This is a genomic window from Paramagnetospirillum sp. (assembly GCF_058402745.1).
The window spans coordinates 158,821-180,324 of the sequence record NZ_JBZVFI010000015.1 but is presented as its reverse complement, the minus strand read 5'-3'; the positions used below and the strand labels follow the sequence as shown (position 1 = coordinate 180,324).

General features: G+C 67.2%; 19 protein-coding genes. 11 read left to right on the top strand and 8 right to left on the bottom strand.

Annotation, left to right across the window (positions count from 1 at the left end; translation table 11 throughout):
* Positions 1 to 193 precede the first annotated feature (193 nt).
* Complete coding sequence (locus ACV4UZ_RS12820) at positions 194 to 1,000, top strand: cell envelope integrity EipB family protein (RefSeq protein ID WP_491601206.1); 807 nt, start codon at positions 194 to 196, stop codon at positions 998 to 1,000.
* A gap of 84 nt (positions 1,001 to 1,084) precedes the next feature.
* Positions 1,085 to 2,152 carry a tetratricopeptide repeat protein gene (locus ACV4UZ_RS12815; RefSeq protein ID WP_491601205.1) on the top strand — a complete coding sequence of 356 codons (1,068 nt, stop codon included), beginning with the start codon at positions 1,085 to 1,087 and terminating at the stop codon, positions 2,150 to 2,152.
* A 226-nt stretch (positions 2,153 to 2,378) separates the two neighbouring features.
* Here the strand turns inward: ACV4UZ_RS12815 and ACV4UZ_RS12810 are convergent, their stop codons facing one another.
* The 3 genes from ACV4UZ_RS12810 to ACV4UZ_RS12800 form a co-directional block, all read right to left on the bottom strand.
* On the bottom strand, positions 2,379 to 3,332 hold the full coding sequence (locus ACV4UZ_RS12810) for a response regulator transcription factor (RefSeq protein WP_491601204.1): 954 nt from the start codon (positions 3,330 to 3,332) through the stop codon (positions 2,379 to 2,381).
* A gap of 129 nt (positions 3,333 to 3,461) precedes the next feature.
* A complete protein-coding gene (locus ACV4UZ_RS12805) occupies positions 3,462 to 4,352 on the bottom strand; it encodes a response regulator transcription factor (RefSeq protein ID WP_491601203.1) in 891 nt (296 codons plus the stop codon).
* A 175-nt stretch (positions 4,353 to 4,527) separates the two neighbouring features.
* Complete coding sequence (locus tag ACV4UZ_RS12800; protein WP_491601202.1) at positions 4,528 to 6,354, bottom strand: AMP-dependent synthetase/ligase; 1,827 nt, start codon at positions 6,352 to 6,354, stop codon at positions 4,528 to 4,530.
* A 66-nt stretch (positions 6,355 to 6,420) separates the two neighbouring features.
* Between ACV4UZ_RS12800 and ACV4UZ_RS12795 the strand changes: the two genes are divergently transcribed.
* Entirely contained in the window at positions 6,421 to 8,208 is a 1,788-nt protein-coding gene (locus ACV4UZ_RS12795) for a M3 family oligoendopeptidase (protein WP_491601201.1), read from the top strand.
* Between the two features lie 7 nt (positions 8,209 to 8,215).
* Here the strand turns inward: ACV4UZ_RS12795 and ACV4UZ_RS12790 are convergent, their stop codons facing one another.
* Complete coding sequence (locus tag ACV4UZ_RS12790; RefSeq protein ID WP_491601200.1) at positions 8,216 to 9,112, bottom strand: DUF3108 domain-containing protein; 897 nt, start codon at positions 9,110 to 9,112, stop codon at positions 8,216 to 8,218.
* A gap of 147 nt (positions 9,113 to 9,259) precedes the next feature.
* On the opposite strand from ACV4UZ_RS12790, the gene ACV4UZ_RS12785 reads away from it, so the two are divergent.
* The 4 genes from ACV4UZ_RS12785 (at position 9,260) to ACV4UZ_RS12770 (ending at position 14,842) form a co-directional block, all read left to right on the top strand.
* On the top strand, positions 9,260 to 10,852 hold the full coding sequence (locus ACV4UZ_RS12785; protein WP_491601199.1) for a Re/Si-specific NAD(P)(+) transhydrogenase subunit alpha: 1,593 nt from the start codon (positions 9,260 to 9,262) through the stop codon (positions 10,850 to 10,852).
* A 10-nt stretch (positions 10,853 to 10,862) separates the two neighbouring features.
* Positions 10,863 to 12,272, top strand: a complete 1,410-nt coding sequence (pntB, locus tag ACV4UZ_RS12780; protein WP_491601198.1) for a Re/Si-specific NAD(P)(+) transhydrogenase subunit beta — start codon at positions 10,863 to 10,865, stop codon at positions 12,270 to 12,272.
* 403 nt (positions 12,273 to 12,675) lie between these two features.
* Positions 12,676 to 13,671, top strand: coding sequence for a cytochrome-c peroxidase (locus ACV4UZ_RS12775; RefSeq protein ID WP_491601197.1), 996 nt, complete (start codon positions 12,676 to 12,678; stop codon positions 13,669 to 13,671).
* 61 nt (positions 13,672 to 13,732) lie between these two features.
* On the top strand, positions 13,733 to 14,842 hold the full coding sequence (locus ACV4UZ_RS12770) for a NapC/NirT family cytochrome c (protein ID WP_491601196.1): 1,110 nt from the start codon (positions 13,733 to 13,735) through the stop codon (positions 14,840 to 14,842).
* Positions 14,843 to 14,849: 7 nt separating this feature from the next.
* Here ACV4UZ_RS12770 and ACV4UZ_RS12765 read toward each other — a convergent pair whose 3' ends face one another.
* On the bottom strand, positions 14,850 to 16,895 hold the full coding sequence (locus tag ACV4UZ_RS12765) for a methyl-accepting chemotaxis protein (RefSeq protein WP_491601195.1): 2,046 nt from the start codon (positions 16,893 to 16,895) through the stop codon (positions 14,850 to 14,852).
* 189 nt (positions 16,896 to 17,084) lie between these two features.
* Positions 17,085 to 17,288, bottom strand: a complete 204-nt coding sequence (rpsU, locus tag ACV4UZ_RS12760) for a 30S ribosomal protein S21 (RefSeq protein ID WP_002726599.1) — start codon at positions 17,286 to 17,288, stop codon at positions 17,085 to 17,087.
* Positions 17,289 to 17,449: 161 nt separating this feature from the next.
* On the opposite strand from rpsU, the gene ACV4UZ_RS12755 reads away from it, so the two are divergent.
* A complete protein-coding gene (locus ACV4UZ_RS12755) occupies positions 17,450 to 18,091 on the top strand; it encodes a COQ9 family protein (RefSeq protein WP_491601194.1) in 642 nt (213 codons plus the stop codon).
* On the opposite strand, the gene ACV4UZ_RS12750 is transcribed toward ACV4UZ_RS12755, so the two are convergent.
* Positions 18,092 to 18,940 carry an EF-hand domain-containing protein gene (locus ACV4UZ_RS12750; RefSeq protein WP_491601193.1) on the bottom strand — a complete coding sequence of 283 codons (849 nt, stop codon included), beginning with the start codon at positions 18,938 to 18,940 and terminating at the stop codon, positions 18,092 to 18,094.
* 124 nt (positions 18,941 to 19,064) lie between these two features.
* Positions 19,065 to 19,706, bottom strand: a complete 642-nt coding sequence (locus tag ACV4UZ_RS12745; protein ID WP_491601192.1) for an EF-hand domain-containing protein — start codon at positions 19,704 to 19,706, stop codon at positions 19,065 to 19,067.
* Positions 19,707 to 20,081: 375 nt separating this feature from the next.
* Here ACV4UZ_RS12745 and ACV4UZ_RS12740 point away from each other — a divergent pair, with 375 nt between their 5' ends.
* The 3 genes from ACV4UZ_RS12740 to ACV4UZ_RS12730 are packed head-to-tail and all read left to right on the top strand — an operon-like array spanning position 20,082 to position 21,441.
* Positions 20,082 to 20,678, top strand: a complete 597-nt coding sequence (locus ACV4UZ_RS12740; protein ID WP_491601191.1) for an RNA polymerase sigma factor — start codon at positions 20,082 to 20,084, stop codon at positions 20,676 to 20,678.
* Complete coding sequence (locus ACV4UZ_RS12735; RefSeq protein ID WP_491601190.1) at positions 20,675 to 20,974, top strand: hypothetical protein; 300 nt, start codon at positions 20,675 to 20,677, stop codon at positions 20,972 to 20,974. The genes ACV4UZ_RS12740 and ACV4UZ_RS12735 overlap by 4 nt, the downstream gene beginning before the upstream one ends.
* The gene (locus tag ACV4UZ_RS12730) at positions 20,974 to 21,441 is read left to right on the top strand and encodes a periplasmic heavy metal sensor (RefSeq protein ID WP_491601189.1); all 468 of its coding nucleotides are present in this window, start codon (positions 20,974 to 20,976) and stop codon (positions 21,439 to 21,441) included. Before ACV4UZ_RS12735 ends, ACV4UZ_RS12730 begins: the two co-directional genes overlap by 1 nt.
* Positions 21,442 to 21,504: the final 63 nt, after the last annotated feature.

Genomic DNA, 21,504 nt, shown 5'->3' with positions numbered 1-21,504 from the left:
GAACCCGATATTGAAGATGCAGGCGGCGTGCCAGGATGGGACGGCGGAAAACCGGGATCGGGCGGGGGCGGCGGAAGGCGCGGCGGGAAAAAGCTGCCGGGAGGGCGGGGAAAATTCTGCCGGGTCCGGTCTGTTCTGGTGGGCGGACGCGGGCGGTGTATAATGATCGCGGGATTTCCCGTCGGAGGATTGGATGAAGCGTCGTATCGGGGTGGTGTCGGGGTGCCTGGCCGCCGTTTTGGCGGTCGCCGGGGCCGAGGCGGCCGTGGCCGTCGATCTGGCCTCCCACCGCGCCACCTATCGCATGGGATTGTCGGCATCCCGCTCGGGCAGCGGCATGGCCAACGCCAACGGCGCCTGGACCTACCAGTTCATCGACGCCTGCGACGGCTGGATCACCGAATTCCGGCTGGTGATCACCTATGCCTATTCCGAGGGGGGGCAGGTGGCGACCACCACCGACTTCCTGGGCTGGGAATCCAAGGACGGCCTCAACTACCGCTTCCGGGTGCGCCAGTCGCGCGAGGGGCAGGTGACCGAGGAGGTGGAGGGCTCGGCCCGGCTCAACGGCCCGGGGCAGGGCGGCACCGCCCGCTACACCCGTCCCGAGGAACGGAGCATCAAGCTGCCCAAGGGAACGCTGTTTCCCACCGCCCACACCATCCGGCTGATCGAGACCGCCAACAAGGGCGGCCGCATCCTGGCGCGGCCGCTGTTCGACGGACAGGGCGAGGAAGGCGCGCTGGAGACCAGCGCCCAGATCGGCCGGGCCATGGCGCCGCAGCCCGCCGCCGGGGGCAGCCCGCTGCTCAATTCGCCGGCCTGGCCCATGCGCATGGCGTTCTTCCCCATGGGCAGCACCGATCCCCTGCCGGAATTCGAGATGTCGCTCAACTATCACGCCAACGGCGTGGCCGAGGATATCGAGCAGATCTTCAAGACCTTCAGCCTGAGGGGGCGTCTCGAGGCCATCGAGATCCTGCCCCGAACGAAGTGTTAACCATGGTCGCCTAAACTGTCGCGCGAGCGAATGCGCTCGGGTTGTGTCCGGGCCCAGAAGGGGCCTCGCGAAAGGAGAATCCGCTTGACCACGTCCCAGCCCGCCGAGCCCGGCGTCGAGATCGCGCGCCTAGGCGCCCTTGCCGCCGACTTCCGCCGCCGCCTGGAATTCGATCCGGGCATCATCTATCCCGCCCATGCCGAATGCCTGTGGCAGCTGGGCAATCTGCAGATCGCCGCGGGCGAGGTGGATGCCGGCCTGCTGGCGGTCTCGGAATCGCTGGCGCTTTACCGCGCCCTGGCCCAGGCCCAGCCCGCGTCCTATGCGGTGCAACTGGCCTCGCTGCTCAATTCCCAGTCCAACCTGCTGGCCGAGGCCGCCCATCTGGACGAGGCCCAGGCGGTGGGGGCCGATGCCGTTCTGCATGCCCGTCAGGCCATGGAAGGCCGCCCCGATCAGGCCCGCTTCGTCCTGGTCTCGTCGCTGATCAATCTGGCCGGGCTCAAGATGCGCCGTGGCGACACCACCGGAACGGTGGACGAACTAGCCCAGGCCGTGGACGTCTTCCGGGCCGGCGGCGAGGCCGGCCAGCAATTCCTGGGCTCCATGGTCGAGGCGCTGCACCGCGCCGCCATGGCCTTCAGCGAAATCGGATTGTGGCCCGAGGCCCTCGACACCCGCCGGCTGCTGATCGACCTGTTCGGCGAGACGCCGCCCGCCGCCGTGATTCAGCTGCTGGTGCTGACCCTGCAGCAGGCGTCGGTGGCCATGGCCGGGGCCGGACAGCCCGACAGGGCCCTGGCCCATGCCTCGGAGGCGGTCGATCTCGCCCGCATGCTGTTCAAGGCCGATGGGGCCGCCCATCGCCTCGCCCTGGCCCAGGCCATGGGAAACCTGGCCGGACGGTGCCACGACGCCGGGCGGTTCAAGGAGGGCCTCGACCGCTCGCTGGAAGCCGTCGATCTGTTCCACGAGGTGGTGGGAACCGACCCGGTGCATGCGGTGCCGTCGCTGATCGTCACCCTGGACAGCATGGCAGCCATCCTGACGGCCCTGGAACTGCCGGAGCAGGCGGCCACCGTGCGCGAGCAGCGGGGGCAATTGCAGGAAACCCTGGACCTCATCGCGCCCAGGTCCGAGGTTCCGGCCTAGGGCGGGCGGGACGCCCGCGCTCCAGGAGAGACGTCGTTTCCGAGGGCGGGCGGGACGCCCGCGCTCCAGGGATGAATTTCGGCGGGGGGATGCGGGCGGGACGCCCGCGCTCCAAGAGGGGGACGTCGTTTCGGCGCGCGAGCCCCACGAGGGGGACGTCGATTCGGCGCGCGAGCCCCACGAGGGAGGCGTCGTTTCGGAGCGCGGGCGTCTCGCCCGCAGACCCTCACGCGAAGCGGAAGCCGTTGCCGCCCTGGCGCTTGACCACGTACATGGCGGCGTCGGCCAGGCGCAGCATCTCCGCCGGCGTCTCGGTATCGTCCGGATTGACGGCGATGCCGATGGAGCAGGTCAGCGGACCGGGCAGATCCTCCTCGGCGGCCGCCTTGGCGGCGATGTTGTCCTTCACCACGCCGCACAGCCGCATCAGGCTTTGCTTGTCGCGGATGTTCTTCAGGATGGCCACGAACTCGTCGCCGCCGGCCCGCGCCACCGTGTCGCTGGAGCGCATGGAGCAGACCAGCGCGTTGGCGGCGGCGCGGATATAGCGGTCGCCGGCCTCGTGGCCCCTGGTGTCGTTGACATGCTTCAGGCGGTCGAGATCGACCACCATCACCGCGTATTTCTCGCCGTGGCGGGTGGAGAAGCGGTGAACCTCGTCCAGGCGGTCGAAGAACAGGTGACGGTTGGCCAGCCCGGTCAGCGGATCGTAGAGCGCGCGCTGCCGCAGGCGCATTTCCTTGTACTTGCGGTAGATGGCATATTGGATGGCCCGATGCAGGTCGCTTTCGGCGAAGCGTCCCTTCACCACGTAATCGTCGGCGCCGTGGCGCAGCGCCTCGAGCATGGTGTCGCGGTCGTCCAGCGCGCTGATGACGATCACCGGAGTCTCGACGCAGCCGAAATCGATGCGGGTCAGCACGTCCTTGGCGTTGCCGCCCTTGACCATGTAATCCAGCAGGCAGATGTCGAAGCGGCCGGAACTCAAAAGCTCGATGGCGCCCTGGCAATCGACCGCCCGTTCAAGCTCCAGCGCGTCGCCGTAAAGGCTGCGCAGCACGTGGTCGCAGTAGGTGAAGTGAACCAGATCGTCCTCGACCACCAGCACGCGGAACGGTGACTTGGCGCACACGTCCTCGGGGTCTTGAAAGGCAAGGGTATCGGAATGGCCGACCAGCATATGCACGATCCCCCGGAAGACGCAGGGGCTGCAGGGTGAAGATCCCCGAATAACCATAATCTAGCACTACCCCAGGTCGTCATCCAGGGGGGGCTTGGTCCCGGGTGGGCATACTGAAGTCGATGGGAACTATCGCGAACTATAGGTGCTGGTAATTCGGCGCGAAGTCTGGGTGATGATCTCGACATCCGAAAATGCGACATTGCCCGGAGAGGCTTTCAACCGGCGGCACATTTCCACCAGTCCATCGATGGTTTCGGTGGCGTGTCCAAGTTGCTTGGCGACCCGGTTCGACAATTCCATGGTCACCTGTTCCAGCTTCAGCAGGCTGCGATAGGTGCTCTCGGGGGTCATCTTGCCTTCGCGGGCGCTGACGGTCAGCGCGTTGCATTCCCAGTCCATGGTGGCGCCCAGACGCTTGATGCGCTCGATGCCGATGGCGACGATGGAATCATGCTTCATGCGGTCGTAGCGGTCGCGGGGCAGGTTGGTGCCACGGGCCCGCACCGGATTGGGAACCTGGAACTGGGTGGCCGAGGTGGCGCCGGGGCGCGGCGCGGCGCGGCGGTCGGGGCCGATGTAGTCGTGGGTCACCACGAAGGGCTTGCGCCGCTCGACCAGGACCTTGAGGCGGCTCATCAGCTGGTCGGGGGCGAAGGGAATCAGCAGCAGGTCGTCGGGGCCGCAATCGATGGCGGAGCGGACCCTGGGCTCCTCGCGCGAGGCCAGCAGCATGACCGTCAGGATGAAGGGGTCGCGGCCCAGGCCGCCCGAGCGCAACTCGCGCATGATGAAGGTGGAATCGTTGGCCTCGATCTCCTGATTGAGGACCAGGAAGTCGTGGTCGCCTTCCTTGCAGGCCTGATGGGCGGCCAGGAAGGTGGAGGCCTCGACGATATCGCGGATGCCGACATTGTTGAGCGCCAGCCGGATGCCCTGGCGGATGGGAAGGCTCGGCTCGCACACCAGAGCCTTGACCTTCGATAGATCGACATTGGCCGGAGCCGGCGCCAGAGGCATTGCTGGAACTGCTTGTGACATCTGGCCGGGCGGTCTCTGGTTCTTATTTACGTAGGCGAGACTGTTTTTAATGCAAGGTTTCGTCAAAAAGCAATACGGCAGGATAGTAGCGGAGCGCAATCCAGGAATGAGGGAATTCCGTTAACAATCCATTCTTCGTCCGTTGGCAAAGCTTTCACGGCAAAGCCTGATTGCGGCCCTGTGACTTTTCTTCGTAAAGACCATCAAGGGCCACTCCGTAAATCTCCCGAATTTGATGGCGGCGAATCTTGAGTGTTGGTGTCAACATGCCGTTTTCTATGTCGAAGGACATATCCGCAATGAGAAAACGCCGAATCTTCTCGATGGGGGAGAGTTGGCGATTGACGCGGTCGATGACAAGGGAGATCGCTTTCCGCAGGTCTTCGCCCGCCATCAGATCCCCGAGCGGCGCGGTCATGCCGCGGGAATCGGCCCAGGACTGCACCCAGTCGCGGTCGGGGACGATCAGGGCGACCAGATGGGGGCGGCGGTCGCCGTGGACCATGGCCTGGGCGATTTCCGGCTCGAGGGTCAGGAAGCTCTCGATGCGCTGGGGGGCCACGTTGTCGCCGCCGGAATTGACGATGATGTCCTTCTTGCGGTCGGTGATGCGCAGGGTGCCGTCGGCGTTGATCTCGCCGATATCGCCGGTGTGCAGCCAGCCCTCGGGATCGATGGCCTGGGCGGTGGCGGCCGAATCGCGCCAATAGCCCCGCATCACCAGTTCGCCACGGACCAGGATTTCCCCGTCGGCGGCGATTTTCAGCTCCACGCCCAGCATGGGCGGGCCGACGGTTTCGATCCGGTTGCGGCCGGGGCGGTTGACGGCGATGACCGGCGCCGATTCCGTCTGGCCGTAGCCCTGCAGGATGCGCACGCCGAGCGCCAGGAAGAACATGCCCACCTCGTAGGGCAGGGGGGCGCCGCCCGAGACGAAGGCCTTGAGCCGGCCGCCGAAGCGGGCGCGGACCTTGTCGCGCACCAGCCGCTCCAGCACCCAATCGGCCAGGCGGTCGAACGGGCCGAGGCGCCGGCCCTCGATGCGTCTGGCGCCCAGGTCCAGCGCCGTCATGAACAGGCGGCGGCGCAGGGGGCTGACCCGGGCCAGCCCCTTGAGAATCCTGGTCCGCATGGTCTCGTACAGGCGGGGCACCGCCGTCATGATGGTGGGCGACACCTCGGCCATGTTGGAGGCCAGATGCTCGATACCCTCGGCGTAACGGATTTCGGCGCCGATGGAGATGGGGAAGTACAGGCCCGCCGTATGCTCGTAGGCATGGGACAGCGGCAGGAAGGACAGGAACACCTCGTTCTCCAGCCCCAGCTCGCGCAGCACGTCGGCGGCTCCCATGCAATTGCACAGGATGGCGCCGTGGGACAGCATCACCCCCTTGGGCACGCCGCCGGTGCCCGAGGTGTAGATCAGGCAGGCGATGCCGTCGCGCGTCAGGCCGGCGACCGTGTCCCGGATCGATTCCGCTCCGCTTCGGCCCAGCTCCAGCACCGAATCCCAGGCATGCACGTCCACGCCGGGCGACTGGGCCAGACTCAGGGGTTCCATGGCGATGATGGCCGGCGCCCGGTCCGAGCGGGCGGCGGCGGGCAGCACCCGCTCGGCCAGCTGGCGGGTGGAGACGATCACCAGGCGGGCGCCGGAATTCTCCAGGATGTGCAGATGGTCGGCGACGGTGTTGGTGGTGTAGGCCGGCACGCTGATGCCGCCGGCCGCCATGATGGCCAGATCGGCCATGGCCCATTCGGGGCGGTTCTCGGCCACCAGCATGACCCGGTCGCCGGGTTCCAGTCCCAGGGCGCGCAGGCCGGCGGCCAGCGCCAGGACGCGTCCGGCCGTTTCCGCCCAGGACAGCGCCTGCCAGGTCCCGGCGGCCTTATGGCCGAGGAAGGGGCGGGAGCCGAGGCGGTCGGCCTGGCCCAGGAACATGGCCGGCAGGCTGGTCTGCGCGGCGAAGTCAACTTCCATGCGTCGAAACTCCCTGTTCGCGCCGTGGCCGCCTCCTTATATTGTGTCGCAGCAAGGAGACAGCGCATGACCTTTGTAGCATCGGCCAACGATCTCGGCACCCTTCCCGAATGGGATCTTTCCGATCTTTACCCCGCGCCGGATTCGCCGGAGCTGGAGTCCGACCTGCAGGCCGCCGCCTCGGCGTCCCTGGCCTTCGAGGCCGCCTATGCCGGCAAGCTGGCCGCGCTGCCGGGCGCCGAGCTGGGCAGGGCCATCGCCGAGTACGAGCGCATCGGCCAGATCATCTACCGCGCCATGTCCTACGCCCAGCTGCTCTATTCCGGCGACGTCTCGGATTCCGAGCGCGGCCGCTTCTACCAGGGCATGCAGGAGCGGGTGACCGACATCTCCACCCACACCCTGTTCTTCACCCTGGAGATCAACCGCCTCGACGATTCCGTGCTGGCGGAGAAGCTCAAGGCTCCCGAGGCGGCCCATTACGCCCCCTGGCTGCGCGACCTGCGCGTCTTCCGGCCGCACCAGCTGTCGGACGAGGCCGAGAAGATGCTGCACGAGCTGCACGTGGTCGGCACGGCGGCCTGGAACCGGCTGTTCGACGAAACCATGGCCCGGCTGCGCTTTCCCCTGGGCGGCGAGGAGGTGACCTCGGCCGAGGTGCTCAACTGCCTGAGCGACAAGGACGGCGCCCGGCGCAGGGAGGCCGCCAAGTCCCTGGGCAAGGTGCTGGGCGACAACGCGCCGCTGTTCGCGCTGATCACCAACACCCTGGCCAAGGAAAAGGAGATCGAGGACAAGTGGCGCAACTACGCCCGGCCCCAGTCCTACCGCAACCTGTCCAATCAGGTCGAGGATCAGGTGGTGGACGCCCTGGTCTCGGCGGTGAAGGGCTGCTTCCCGCAGCTGTCCCACCGCTACTACGCCCTGAAGGCCAAGTGGTTCGGCGTCGACAGGATGGATTACTGGGACCGCAACGCGCCGCTTCCCGACGACGATGACCGCAAGTATACCTGGGAACAGGCCCGGGACACGGTGCTGGGCGCCTATGGGGCCTTCTCGCCCGACATGGCGGCGCTGGGCAAGCGCTTCTTCGACAACAACTGGATCGACGCCCCGGTGCGTCCCGGCAAGTCGCCCGGCGCCTTCGCCCATCCCACCGTGCCGGCGGTGCATCCCTATCTGCTGGTCAACTACCAGGGCAAGGCCAGGGACGTGATGACGCTCGCCCACGAACTGGGCCACGGCGTGCATCAGGTGCTGGCCGGCGTGCAGGGCGGGCTGATGTCCGACACGCCGCTGACGCTCGCCGAGACCGCCTCGGTGTTCGGCGAGATGCTGACCTTCCGCGCCATGCTCGAGAGGGAATCGTCGCCCAAGAGCCGCCGCATCATGCTGGCCTCCAAGGTGGAGGACATGATCAATACCGTGGTTCGCCAGGTGGCGTTCTACGAGTTCGAATCCCTGCTGCATGACGAGCGGCGCCGGGGCGAGCTGTCACCCGACCGCATCGGCGAGCTGTGGATGAGCGTGCAGGCCGACAGCCTGGGCCCGGCCTTCCGCTTCGACGACGAGTACCGGCATTTCTGGACCTACATCCCCCATTTCGTCCATTCGCCGTTCTACGTCTACGCCTACGCCTTCGGCGACTGCCTGGTGAACTCGCTGTACTCGGTCTACGCCAGGGGCGGCATCGCCGATTTCCCCGCCAAGTATCTGGACATGCTGCGGGCCGGCGGCACGCTGCGGCACCAGGATCTGCTGGCGCCCTTCGGCCTGGACGCCGGCGACCCGCAATTCTGGCGCCAGGGCCTGGACGTGGTCATCGGCTTCATCGACGAGCTGGAGGCCATGTAGGAGCGGGTCAGCGCCCCGCCGCCAGCAGCGGGGCGCATTGCTCGGCGGCCACCCGGCAGGGCTCGATGGCGTTGATCACCGTGGCGGCGGCGAAGCTGTCGGTGTAGATGCGCACGGGCAGCAGGGAGTCGGGGTCGAGATGGACGACGTACTCGGCCCCCGACCACATCTTCTGGAAGCGCGGCTTGAACCCCGCCACCGGACGCAGCACCATGGACAGCTCGATGGTGTCGTATCCCCGGCCGCGGATGTCGATGTGCCGGGGACCCTTGACCGCCACGTCGAAGTCGTAGGCGCGGCGGCCGTCATAACCCGCCACCCGGAAACTCGCCGGTCCCGTTCCAGCCATGGCCTGCTGGGCCTTGCGGCCCACCACCGCCACGTTGGTCAGGGGATCGCCGACGCCCCTGCGGGCCTCGGCCGGCACGGCGGGGGCGGGTTCGTCGTCCTCGGGCGGCGGGGCGAACACCGCCAGCACCTCGTCGAGCACGGTGACGGCCTCGCCGCCGCTGTAGTGGACCCGCAGCATCTGCTCCTGGTAGCGGCCCCTGAAGCGGGTCTGGTAATGCTCGGAATCCAGCTCGCCGGCCCCTTTTTCCGTCCCGCCGCCCTCGGCGGCGAAACGCAGGCGCAGGAGCTTGTCGAACAGGCCGACGGTGCGGATGGTCATGCCGGTGCGTACCGCGCCCGCCTGGTCATCGCGGGTGACTGCCATGTCGCCGGCATGAAAGCCGCCCCACATGATTTCGTAGCGCCAGCCCAGAGGGTCGGCGGCGGCCGGGGCCGCCGCCCCGAGGGCGGAGGCGATGAGGGTCGCGATTACCACCCGCCTGGGCATGGCTCCTCCTGGAAACAGCGGCCAGGATGGCGCCAATCGCCCTTCCGGCTCCTTGATCAAGGTCATGCGCCCTCCGTGGGAGACCCCTAGTGTAAAATAGGTCCAAACGACTGATTTTCAATCCAGATCGGGCTTGGCAAACCGCCGCTCAGAAGGCATTGTTCTCGGCAAAATGTACGGCAAACGCAGTAACAGCCAACAACAGGAGAAGCCATGTCTCTGACCATTGGTGTTCCCAGGGAAACGTTCCCCAACGAAAAGCGGGTGGCAACGGTTCCCGACGTCGTCGAGAAGCTGATCAAGCTGGGTTTCTCGGTGGTGGTCGAGACGGGGGCGGGTGCGCTCGCCAATTTCGATGATGACTCCTATGTGGCGGCGGGCGCCACCATCGCCAAGAGCCCCGCCGAGCTTTGGGATTCGTCCAACCTGGTGTTCAAGGTCCGCGCCCCCTCCATGGACGAGGTGGCGCTGATCAAGGAAGGCACCACCCTGATCGGCTTCATCTGGCCCGCCCAGAACCCCGACCTGATGGAAGCCCTGAAGGCCCGCAAGATCACCGTGCTGGCCATGGATTGCGTGCCGCGCCAGCTCTCGCGCGCCCAGAAGATGGATGCGCTCTCCTCCATGGCCAACATCGCCGGCTACCGCGCGGTGATCGAGGCCGCCAACCAGTTCGGCCGCTTCTTCACCGGCCAGATCACCGCCGCCGGCAAGGTTCCGCCGGCCAAGGTGTTCGTGGCCGGCGCCGGCGTGGCCGGCCTGGCCGCCATCGGCACCTCGGTGGGCCTGGGCGCCGTGGTGCGCGCCAACGACACCCGCGCCGAGGTGGCCGATCAGGTCAAGTCCATGGGCGCCGAGTTCGTCAAGGTGGATTACGAGGAAGAGGGCTCGGGCGGCGGCGGCTACGCCAAGGTCATGAGCGAGGGCTTCCAGGCCGCCCAGCGCGAGATGTACGCGAGCCAGGCGCGTGAGGTGGACATCATCATCACCACCGCCCTGATCCCCGGCAAGCCGGCGCCCCGCCTGATCACCGCCGACATGGTCAAGTCCATGAAGGCCGGCAGCGTCATCGTCGACATGGCCGCCGAGCAGGGCGGCAATTGCGAGCTGACCGTTCCGGGCGAGGTGGTGGTGCGCCACGGCGTGACCATCGTCGGCTATGCCGACCTGCCGAGCCGCCTGTCCAAGCAGGCCTCGACGCTGTACGCCACCAACCTGCTGCGCCTGACCGAGGAACTGTGCAAGGGCAAGGACGGCACCATCGACGTCAACATGGAGGATGACGCCATCCGCGGCCTCACCGTCATCAAGGACGGCGAGATCACCTGGCCGCCGCCGCCCCTGGTGCTGCCGGCCCCGCCGGCGCCCAAGGCCGCCGCCGCCGCCGCTCCGGCCCCGGCCAAGAAGTCCGGCCACGGCCACGGCGCGGGCGAGCCCATGAGCATCAAGTCCCTGGCCATCACCTTCGGCATCGGCGCGCTGGTCTTCTGGTTCGTGGGGGCCAACGCCCCGGCGGCCTTCCTGGGCCATTTCACCGTGTTCGTGCTGGCCTGCTTCGTGGGCTACATGGTCGTCTGGAACGTCACCCCCGCGCTGCATACCCCGCTGATGAGCGTCACCAACGCCATCTCGTCGATCATCGTCATCGGCGCCCTGGTCCAGATCTCGCCTCCCCTGGACGAGGGCGTGTCGCGGCCGGGCTTCTGGATCGGCCTGCTGGCGGTGATCAGCATCATTCTCACCTCGATCAACATGTTCGGCGGCTTCGCGGTCACCAAGCGCATGTTGGCGATGTTCCGCAAGTAAGGGGGGCACCATGTCCGCAAGTCTCGCCACCGTTTCCTATATCGGTGCCACCATCCTGTTCATCCTCTCGCTCGGCGGCCTCTCCAATCCCGAGACGTCGCGCCGGGGCAACGTCTTCGGCATGATCGGCATGGCGCTGGCCGTAATCGCCACGGTGTTCGGTCCCCAGGTCACCTGGGGCGGCGTGCCGTGGATCATCATCGCCATGGCCATCGGCGGCTCGGTCGGCCTGTACGCCGCCCGCACCGTGCAGATGACCCAGATGCCCGAACTGGTCGCCCTGATGCACTCGCTGGTCGGCCTCGCCGCCTGTCTCGTCGGTTTCGCCAGCTACTTCGACACCGCTCACACCTTCGTGGGCGTGGAGAAGACCATCCATGACGCCGAAATCTATGTGGGCATCCTGATCGGCGCCGTCACCTTCTCGGGCTCGCTGATCGCCTTCGGCAAGCTGTCGGCCAAGATCGACGGCAAGCCGCTGCTGCTGCCCGCCCGCCATCTGATCAACCTGGCCGGCCTGCTGGTGGTGATCTGGGTGGGCAAGGGCTTCCTCAACGCCGAGACCGCCGGCGGCGGCTTCTTCGCCCTGTTCGTCATGACCCTGATCGCCCTGGCCTTCGGCGTCCACATGGTGATGGCCATCGGCGGCGCCGACATGCCCGTCGTGGTCTCCATGCTGAACAGCTATTCCGGCTGGGCGGCGGCGGCCACCGGCTTCATGCTGAACAACGACCTGCTGATCGTCACCGGCGCCCTGGTGGGCTCCTCGGGCGCGATCCTGTCCTATATCATGTGCCGGGCCATGAACCGCAACTTCATCAGCGTCATCGCCGGCGGCTTCGGCACCGGCGGCGGCTCGGTGGCGGCGGCGGCCGACGGCCAGCCGGCGGGCGAGGTCGTCCCGGTCAGCGCCGCCGAGACCGCCGAACTGCTGAAGGACGCCAAGAGCGTGATCATCGTTCCCGGCTACGGCATGGCGGTGGCCCAGGCCCAGCACACGGTCTACGAGATCACCAAGCACCTGCGGGAGAAGGGGATCAACATCCGCTTCGGCATCCACCCGGTGGCGGGCCGCATGCCTGGCCACATGAACGTGCTGCTGGCCGAGGCCAAGGTGCCCTACGACATCGTCATGGAGATGGACGAGATCAACGACGACTTCCCCGAGACGGACGTCGCCATGGTCATCGGCGCCAACGACATCGTCAATCCGGCGGCGCAGGACGATCCCAACTCCCCCATCGCCGGCATGCCGGTGCTGGAGGTGTGGAAGGCCAAGACCTCCATCGTCATGAAGCGTTCCATGGCGTCCGGTTATGCCGGCGTCGACAATCCGCTGTTCTACAAGGAGAACAACCGGATGCTGTTCGGCGACGCCAAGAAGATGCTGGACGAGGTGCTGACCGCGTTGAAGGCGTAATACCAAGATGCGCTGATCGGAACCGATCAGCGCATCGCCCTCAATCGCCGGGCGCCGCCCGTGGCGGCTTGGCTCCCGCCGCATAAGCGGCGCGGCCCCTCGGGCCTGGCCAAACTGCAATGAGTCGGGCTCATCGCAGTTTGGTATAGGCCTTCACGGTCATAGCCTGAACGGGCGGCGGCCTTCCGAAAGGGAGGCCGCCGCTTTGCTTTCGGACATATGCGAATGGCTTAGAGTTAGAAGAATTCTAAATACATCTTCCAAACCCACATTAAAGTTGTGAGTATGGTTGCCGTGTTCGCAGCCCGGGCACCGCCGGATGGAGAGAGAGAGCCGGCGGAGCAGGGGGAAGTCCTCCGGGGGGCGGCCACGCTCAGAAGATCCATATCAGGGGTACCATGCCATGATCAGACGCATGACGCTTTCGCTCGCCCTTTTCCTGGGACTTGGAGCCGTCCCGGCCCTGGCGGCGTCCGAACCCATCCAGCCCATCGTACCGGCCAAGGTCAAGGATGCCGGGATGGTCGAACTGGGCAAGAAGCTCTATTTCGATCCGCGCCTGTCCAAGTCCGGGTTCATCTCGTGCAATTCCTGCCACAACCTGTCCATGGGCGGCACCGACAACCTGAAGACCTCCATCGGCCACAACTGGCAGAAGGGGCCGATCAACGCCCCCACGGTGCTGAACTCCAGCCTGAATCTGGCCCAGTTCTGGGATGGCCGGGCGCTGACCCTGCAGGATCAGGCGGGCGGCCCCATCGCCAATCCCGGCGAGATGGCCTCGACCCACACCCTGGCGCTGTCGGTGCTGCAGTCCATCCCGGCCTATGTGGACGAGTACAAGAAGGTGTTCAAGTCGGACAAGATCACCGTGGACGGCGTCACCAAGGCGATCGCTGCCTTCGAGGAGACCCTGGTCACCCCCAACTCCCGCTTCGACAAGTGGCTGAAGGGCGACAAGAAGGCGCTCTCCGCCCAGGAAGTGGCCGGCTACGAGCTGTTCAAGGACTCGGGCTGCACCGGCTGCCACAACGGCGCTGCCGCCGGCGGCAACACCTACCAGAAGATGGGCGTGGTCGAGCCCTACAAGTCCAGCAGCCCGGCCGAGGGCCGCGTGGCGGTGACCAAGGAGGAGGCCGACCGCTTCTTCTTCAAGGTGCCGACGCTGCGTAACGCCGAACTGACCTATCCCTACTTCCATGACGGCGAGGCCGCCACCCTGGCCGACGCGGTGGACACCATGGGCCGCATTCAGTTGGGCAAGAAGTTCACCAAGGACGAGAACGACAAGATCGTCGCCTTCCTCAAGAGCCTGACCGGCGACCAGCCCAGCTTCGCGCTGCCCATCCTGCCGCCGTCCAACGAGAACACCCCGCGTCCGCAGCCTTTCGACAAGTAAGGACTCTAATACAGGGGCCGGATCATCTCCGGCCCCTTCCTTATCGACGGGGGAGGCGGCGTTGCGCGGACTCTGGTGGTTCAGCCTGTTCTGGCTGGCGGCGGGCATCACGGCCTGGGGCGGCTTCAACACCCTGCTGGAGGCCACCAACACCACGTCGTTCTGTATTTCATGTCACGTGATGCGTGATACCGTCTACGTGGAATACCAGCAATCCCCCCATTTCCAGAACCGCTCCGGGGTGCGGGCGGGGTGCCCGGACTGCCATGTGCCCCGCGACTGGACGCACAAGCTGCTCCGCAAGGTTCAGGCCTCCACCGAGCTGTTCCACTGGGCGCGGGGCTCCATCGACACCCCGGAGAAGTTCGAGAGCCGCCGCCACGATCTGGCGGCGCGGGAATGGGAGCGCATGCGGGCCAGCGATTCGCGCGAATGCCGCAATTGCCATTCCTTCGAGGCCATGGCCTTCCACAAGCAATCCATGAAGGCGGCCCGCGCCATGCGGGAAGCCGCCAAGGCGGGCAAGACCTGCATCGACTGCCACAAGGCGATCGCCCACAGGATGCCCGACGTCACCCTGAAGCACCGGGCCATGTTCGCCGCCCTGTCGGCCGAGGCGCGGAACACGATTCCGGCGGTGGGTGACGTCGTCTATGCCCTCGAAGCCCGGCCTCTGCGGCCCCGGCCCGATTCCGAGCCGATGGGGGAACTGGCGGCGGCGGTTCCGGTGCGCGTGGTGGGCGTGGTGGGCGATGCGGTGAAGATCGAGATCGCCGCCTGGGCCCGTGACGACACGCCGGCCATCCTCTACGGCCGCTTCGGCAAGCGCATGACCGTCGTCAGCCTGAAGGAGGCCGCCCGGTCCCTGCTGGAAAGCGGGGAGACGAAGGAAGATACCGAGACGGGCCAGACCTGGACGGCGCAACGCCTGCGGGGCTGGGTGCCGGCGGCCGGCCTGCTGCGCGACCCGGCCCCCCTGTGGGCCTATGGCGAGCGCATGTATCAGGACAACTGCACCCTGTGCCACGTCCGGCGGCGGCCCGAGGAGTATACGGCCGATTCCTGGATCGGCCATTTCAACATGATGCGCCGCCTGGTGCCGCTGAACGAGTCCGAGGCCGCCTTCCTGCTGACCTACCTGCAGGGGCGGGCGGGGGACATGACGCCCTGACGGGCCGTCAGGCCCGCTCCACCCCCGCCAGGAAGCGCTGCACCGAGGTGCTGAGGGTCTCGGACTGGCGGCCCAGGGCGTGGACGGCGCCCAGCACGTCGGCGGCGGTCTTGCCGGTTTCCCCCGCCTCGCTGGTGACGTCGGAGACGTGGCGCGACACGTCGCGGGTGCCGTCGGCGGCCTCGGCCACGTTGCGGGCGATGTCGCGGGTGGTGGCGTCCTGTTCCTCCACCGCCGCCGCGATGGCCGACGAGACCTGATTGATGCGCTCGATGATGGCGCCGATGCTCTGGATGGCCGAGACCGCCTGATCGGTGGCCGACTGGACGGCGCTGACCTGCTCGGTGATCTGGCTGGTGGCCTTGCCGGTCTGGGTGGCGAGGTTCTTGACCTCGTTGGCCACCACGGCGAAGCCCTTGCCGGCCTCGCCGGCCCGCGCCGCCTCGATGGTGGCGTTGAGCGCCAGAAGGTTGGTCTGGCCGGCGATGTCGCCGATCATGGTGACCACCTCGCCGATGTTGCGCGCCGCGTCGGCCAGCCCGTGGACCAGGGCGTTGGTACGCTCGGCCTCGGCCACCGCTTCCTGGGATACCTGGGCCGAGGTGGCGACCTGCCGGCTGATCTCGTTGATGGAGGCGGCCAGTTCCTCGGCGGCGCCGGCCACGGTCTCGACGTTGATGCTGGCCTCCTCGGCGGCGGCGGCCACGGCGGCCGCGTGGCCCTCCATGCTCTGGGCCGAGGCGCCCAGCGAGTTGGCGGAATTGTCCAGAAGGCGGGTGGCGTCGCCCACCGCCGCCAGGGCGCCGTTGACCTCCTGGCGGAAGGCGGCGGTGAGCTGCTCGATGGCCTGGCGCCGGCGTTCCTTGGCCTCCTGCTCCGCCTTCTGCTCGGCGGCCAGCGCCTCGGCGGCGATGCGGTTGTTGCGGAAGACCTCGACGGCCCTGGCCATCTCGCCTTCCTCGGTCTCGAGGTCGAGGCCCTGCACCGATATGGAGGTGTCGCCGGTGGCCAGGCGGCTCATGGCCTGGGTGATGTGGGCGATGGGGCCGGTGATGCCCCGGGCCAGCACGCCGGCGGCGGCGAAGGTGATGCCCAGGCCGCCGACCACCGCGATGATCTGGCCCCACAGGAACAGCCGGGCATCGCTGCTGGTCTTGGTGGCCGAGGCCACCAGATCCGAGGCGATGCGGTCCTCGACCACCTTCATCAGGTCGATGCGCTTGGTGGTGGCCTCGAACCATTTGGGGGCGGGGACGCCCTCGCCGCCGGCCAGGGCCTTGGCGTGGGCGGCTTCCCGCATGGCGTTGACCTCGGCGACGATGGGGTCGCTCATCTTCTCGCGGAAGAAGGCCACCAGATCGGGCGACGCGGTGCGGATGAAATGGGAGAACAGCATCTCCTGGTCGGCGATCAGCGAGACCAGGCGGCGATAGATGACCGGATCGAAGGTCCCGGCGAAGCCGGCCGAGCCGGTGGCCCGCTCCTGGCCGGCCCGCTCCTTGGCCTCCATGAAGGCGAGATAGGCGCTGACCGCCTCGGCGGCCTTCTTGTCGGGAGTCTGGCGCGCCAGTTGGCCGACCATGTCCAGCTGGACCTTGATCATGGCGGTGTAGGACTGGAACACCACGTTGCGGTCCAGGGCACCCGCCTCGATGTCGGCGCGCAGCTTGGCGCGCCCGGCCAGCGCCTCCTTGGCCTTGGCCAGCGAGGCGGCGAAATCGGCGCCCAGCGCCGTGGCGGATTCGGTACTCTGCGTCTCGTAGCGCCCGATGGACTCGTCGGAGAGCTTGCGCTGGGCCTCGACCCGGTCGCCGAACTGCTTGCGGCCGCTGGCCACGTAAAGCGACGAGGCGCCGCGCTCCTTCTGCAGTTCATGGACGACGGCGCTGACGCTGTTGGCCATGGCGGCCATGCGGATCAGACCGCTGGTGTCATCGACCACCAGCCAGCGCAGGACGATCACGTAGCCGGAGAAGGCCATCAGGCCGAATACCGGAAGTAGAAAGGCCAGAAGAATTCGTCGCCCAATCCTAAGATTACGCAGAAATTCCATGGCCGAAAGCCCCCTAGATAGTCCAATCCCGTATTCAGGCTACTAGTATGAGGCTTCGGGAGCAAGGTGCCAAATTTGGCAAACATCAAGACCGAAAGGCGCCATGACACGAGGTCATGGCGCCAGCGATGGCGACGCTTGAATTTCCGGTCCGGCCGCGCCCTTTGACGGTGCGGCCGAAAGCAGGCTTTAGAAGCCTTCGCGCTCCAGGCGCTTGCGCTCCAGCTTGCGGGCGCGGCGCACGGCCTCGGCCTTTTCGCGGGCGCGACGCTCGGACGGCTTTTCGTAGTTCCGACGAAGCTTCATCTCACGGAAGACCCCCTCGCGCTGCATCTTCTTCTTGAGCGCCTTCAGGGCCTGATCGACATTGTTGTCACGAACGAGAACTTGCACGTTTCGCCACCGCTCCTCTACGCTTGAAAACCCTCCCGACGGTCGGCATCTCTGCCGTCCGGGGAGGTGGGTTGATAGCACAGTGCCGCCCCCTTGTGAAGGGGTTAGGCGCGGCCTATAACCCGGAAAGTGCTTTTGTCCGCGCCCGGGGAGATTTGGATATGGAAACACGCCCGCTCAAGGATGCCCTGGTGGGCGCCATGCTGCCCCATGCCGCCTTCGACGGCTGGTCGGCGGCCACCCTGGCGGCGGCGGCCGACGATCTGGGGGTGGAGCGGGCGCTGCTGCCGCGCCTGTTCCCCCAGGGGGCCGTCGACGCGGTGGCCCATTTCGTCGACCACGCCAACCGCGCCATGGAGGACGACCTGGCCGAGGCTGGCCTGGACGGGCGGGGCGTGGGGGAAAAGGTGTTCCTGGCGGTGAAGCTGCGTCTCGAGCGCTGGGGCGAGCATCGCGAGGCCATCCGCCGCGCCACCTCGCTGTTGGCCTTGCCCGGGAATCTGCCCCTGGCGGCCCGCCTGACCTGGGGCACCGCCGGCGCCATCTGGCTGGCGGTGGGCGACCGCTCCCATGATTTCTCGTGGTATTCCAAGCGCGCCACCCTGGCGGCGGTCTATTCCGCCACCCTGCTGTACTGGCTGGACGATGAGTCCGAGGGCTCGGCCGACACCTGGGGCTTCCTGCGCCGGCGGCTGGCCGAAATCCGCTCGTTGCCGCAATGGCGCCAGAAGCTCGAAGGGCTGGCGGGCGGCCCGAAGGCCGCCCTGTTGCGCCGGTTCAGATCGCCGCTGTCCGGCTGCTGATCACGCCACCGTGTCGATCAGGCCGCCCGATAGCAGCTTGGCCAGATAGGATGAGGTGGTATTGGCGTCCGAACTGTTCTTGGTCAGCGATTTGAGGATCGACTGCAGCGCGTCGGCGCTGGACGCATCCGCCTGACCATAGGTCACCGAGGTGGAACTGGAGCCGTCGGCGTATTTGGTGACGGTGGTCTTGGTGCCGTCGGGCGAGGTGGTGGTGGTCACCGAAACCACTTCGTCGGAGGATTGGCTCGACCCGACTCCCGCCGAACCGCCGCCGCCGCCGCCCGCCGGGGGAGCGCCGCCGCCGCCGGCCGGCGGTCCGGCGTTCTGCAGGCCGGTGGCGAACTGCTCCTGGCTGAGCCCGTTGGCGCCGTCGCCGCCGCTGTTTTCGGCGATCTTGTCGTAGAAGGCGCCGGCATCTTCCTCGCTGACCTCGTCGGGGCGGCCGGCGACGAATTCGTCGCGGGTCACCGTGCCGTCGCCGTCGCCGTCCAGCGTGGCGAACAGCTCTGACGGGTCGGGGCCGCCCCGGCCTCCGCTTGCCAGGCTTCCGCCAGGGCCGCCCGATTGCCGAATCCGGCTTTCGAATTCGTCCAGGGCCTGGATCACCGCATCGGCCTGCTCCTGGGTCAGGGAGCCCGAGGCGACATCCTCGGTCAACTTGGCCTCGATGGCGGCGCGCATGTCGGTGGGCGAGGGACGCTGGCCCGACGATTCCCGGGAACTGGCGATGGAATGGATTTCAGACTCGACCTGCGACGCCACGTCCGAGGACAGGCCGTTCTTCCTGAGGTCGTTCAGCAGCAGTGACTGGATGGAGGATTGGTTCCCCACGGAGGCGATGGACATGGCCGTTCTCCTTCTGAGACTTGTGTTCTGTCGGGTTCAACGGGAATGCGGCGGGATTCCCTGCGGAAAAAAGCGCCTCCATGCCGAAGGATATGGCCGGCATGGAGGCAGGGACCGCTTCCCGTCAGGCCGCCAGACTGGTATTGGCGACGCTCAGCAGGCTGGCCTTCTGATAGGAGCCGGTGGCCTTGAGCAGGTCCTGCAGCAGCAGGTCGCCGCTTGAGGATTGCGCCGAGGCCGTCTGGCTGGCTGTCGCCTGATCCGGCGGCCCGGCCTTCTTCATGCCTTCGGCCAGCTGGTCCTGGCTGAGGCCGGTGGCGGAATCCGCCCCGGCGGCCGAGGCGATCTTGTCGTAGAAGGCGCCGGCCTGCTCCTCGCCGACCTCGTCGGGCCGTTCCGCCACGAATTCGTCGCGGGTGACGGTGCCGTCGCCGTCGCTGTCCAGATCCTCGAACATCTCGTCCGGGTTGGGCGGGCCGCTCCGCCGGGCGCCCTGGACTTCCTGGGACTGCAGCAGCACCGCCTGCATGCCCGACGCCATCTGCCGGAAGGCGGAACTCAGCGCATCCTGGCCGAGCGACCCGCTGCCCGACGAATCCAGCTTGTCGAACAGGGCGCCGGCCTGATCCTCGCTGACGTCATCCGGCTTGCCGATAATGAACTCGTCACGGCTGACACTGTTGTCTGAGTTAGTGTCAAGCTTCTTGAATATGGAACTGATGTTCTGTTGGGATTGTGAGGCGGATGTACCTAGTCCGTGTAGCATGGTGACTCTCCATCAGTCATGAACTGATCGGATAAAACTCCGGTCGAGTCGTTCCACGCTTGGCTTGATGCTCTACATGCGTTGAAATATTAAAAATATTTCTTATCTTTTTCTTGAAAAGACATGCCGCACCGCTCTATTCCTATGCGGTGTCGTCCGATTCGTTCTGTTGCAAGGTGGAGGCCAGGGGCGGCGCCATCCATAACGCCTTGATTTGGTGCGAAATGCTTCTTGCCCGTGCTCCATCATCGCTCTTCACCCGGCAAGTCCTGCCGGGTCGGGCGGCAGTTTCTGCCGGGTGAGCGCATGATTTTCCGCATGGATCGCCTCTTCCGCGCCGTTCTATCCAGCGATGACGGTTGTCGCGGAGGTGGCGTGGACCAGGGCGGGCGGGCGTGTCCCCAAGGGGATGCGGCCAGTGACGACGATCTGCTGCGTTCCATCGCGGAAGGGGACCGCCGGTGCTTCCGGCGGCTGATGGAGCGGCATGTCCGCGCCATGCTGGCGCTTTCCACCCGGGTACTGCGCAATGCCGACGATGCCGACGAGGTGGTGCAGGAGGCATTCTTGAAGGTGTGGACCATGGCGCCCAGGTGGCGGTCGGACCGCGACGCCAAGTTTTCCACCTGGCTGTACCGGGTGGTGCTGAACGCCAGCCTCGACCGCCTGCGCCGTGCCCGCTACGTGGCGGAAGACGAGGCGGAAGAGCAGGCCGATCCCGCCCCGGGCGGGCTGGAGCGCGCCATGATCCGCCAGAGGGAGCGGCTGGTCTCGGCGGCCATGGCCGAGATGCCGTCCAGACAACGCCAGGCGTTGTCGCTATACTATTTCAGCGACTTGAGCGCCCCGGAGGCGGCGCGGGTGCTGGACCTGTCGCTGGGCGCCATGGAGGCCCTGCTGGTGCGGGGCAAGCGCAGCCTGAGGACCGCCCTGGCCCGCCTGGGCATCCGGGGCATCGGAGACGTGACATGAGGCCCGACGACGATCTGGATGAAGTGATGCGCAGGTTGACGCCGCCGCTGGAGGTGTCGCCCGATCGCGCCGAGCGCGTCATGCGGGGGGTGATGGCCCGCCTGGACCAGCGCCAACCGGCGGCGGGGCCGGGTCGATGGCTCGCCCGCCTGCTGCCGTTGTCCCGCTTCGCCCTGCCCATGGCCGCCGCCGCCCTGCTGGGTGTGGTGATCGGCCATGACCTCCGCGCCGAGAGCGAGGCCGTCGCCCTGGGCCGAGACCTTGTCACCACTTACTATTCGGGGCTGGGCTATTGATGGGGCGCGCATTCCTTTCCCGCTGGGCCTTGCCGGTTTCGCTGGCCCTCAACGTCTTTCTGGTCACCGTCCTGGTCATGCGCGAGCCGGGGCCGCCGCCACGCCCGCCGGGCGGCGGGCCACCCAGTCCGCTGCACATCGCCGAGCGGCTGGCCGCCGATCTGCCGGCGGCCGACGCCGCCATCCTGCGGGCCGCCATCGCCCGGCATGCCCGGGAGGTGGAGGTCCGGAACAGCATCTGGACCGGAGTTCCTGCACGGATCGGCACGGCGCTGGCCGCTCCCGATTTCGACGTGGACGGCTTGCGTGCCATATTGGCGGAGGGGCGCGAGGCCCATGCCGCCATGGATGAGGCCCTCGCCCGGGTGATTCTCGAGGCGGCGTCCGGCATGTCGGCGGAAGGCCGCCAGGCCGTGGCCCGCTGGCGTCCGCCCCATCCGCCCAAGGGCGGGCCGCCGCCGCGGTAAGTCATTATGTTTGCCCCTCTGCCTCAGCGCGGCCCTCCGGCCGCTTGGCCGCCGCCGCAATGG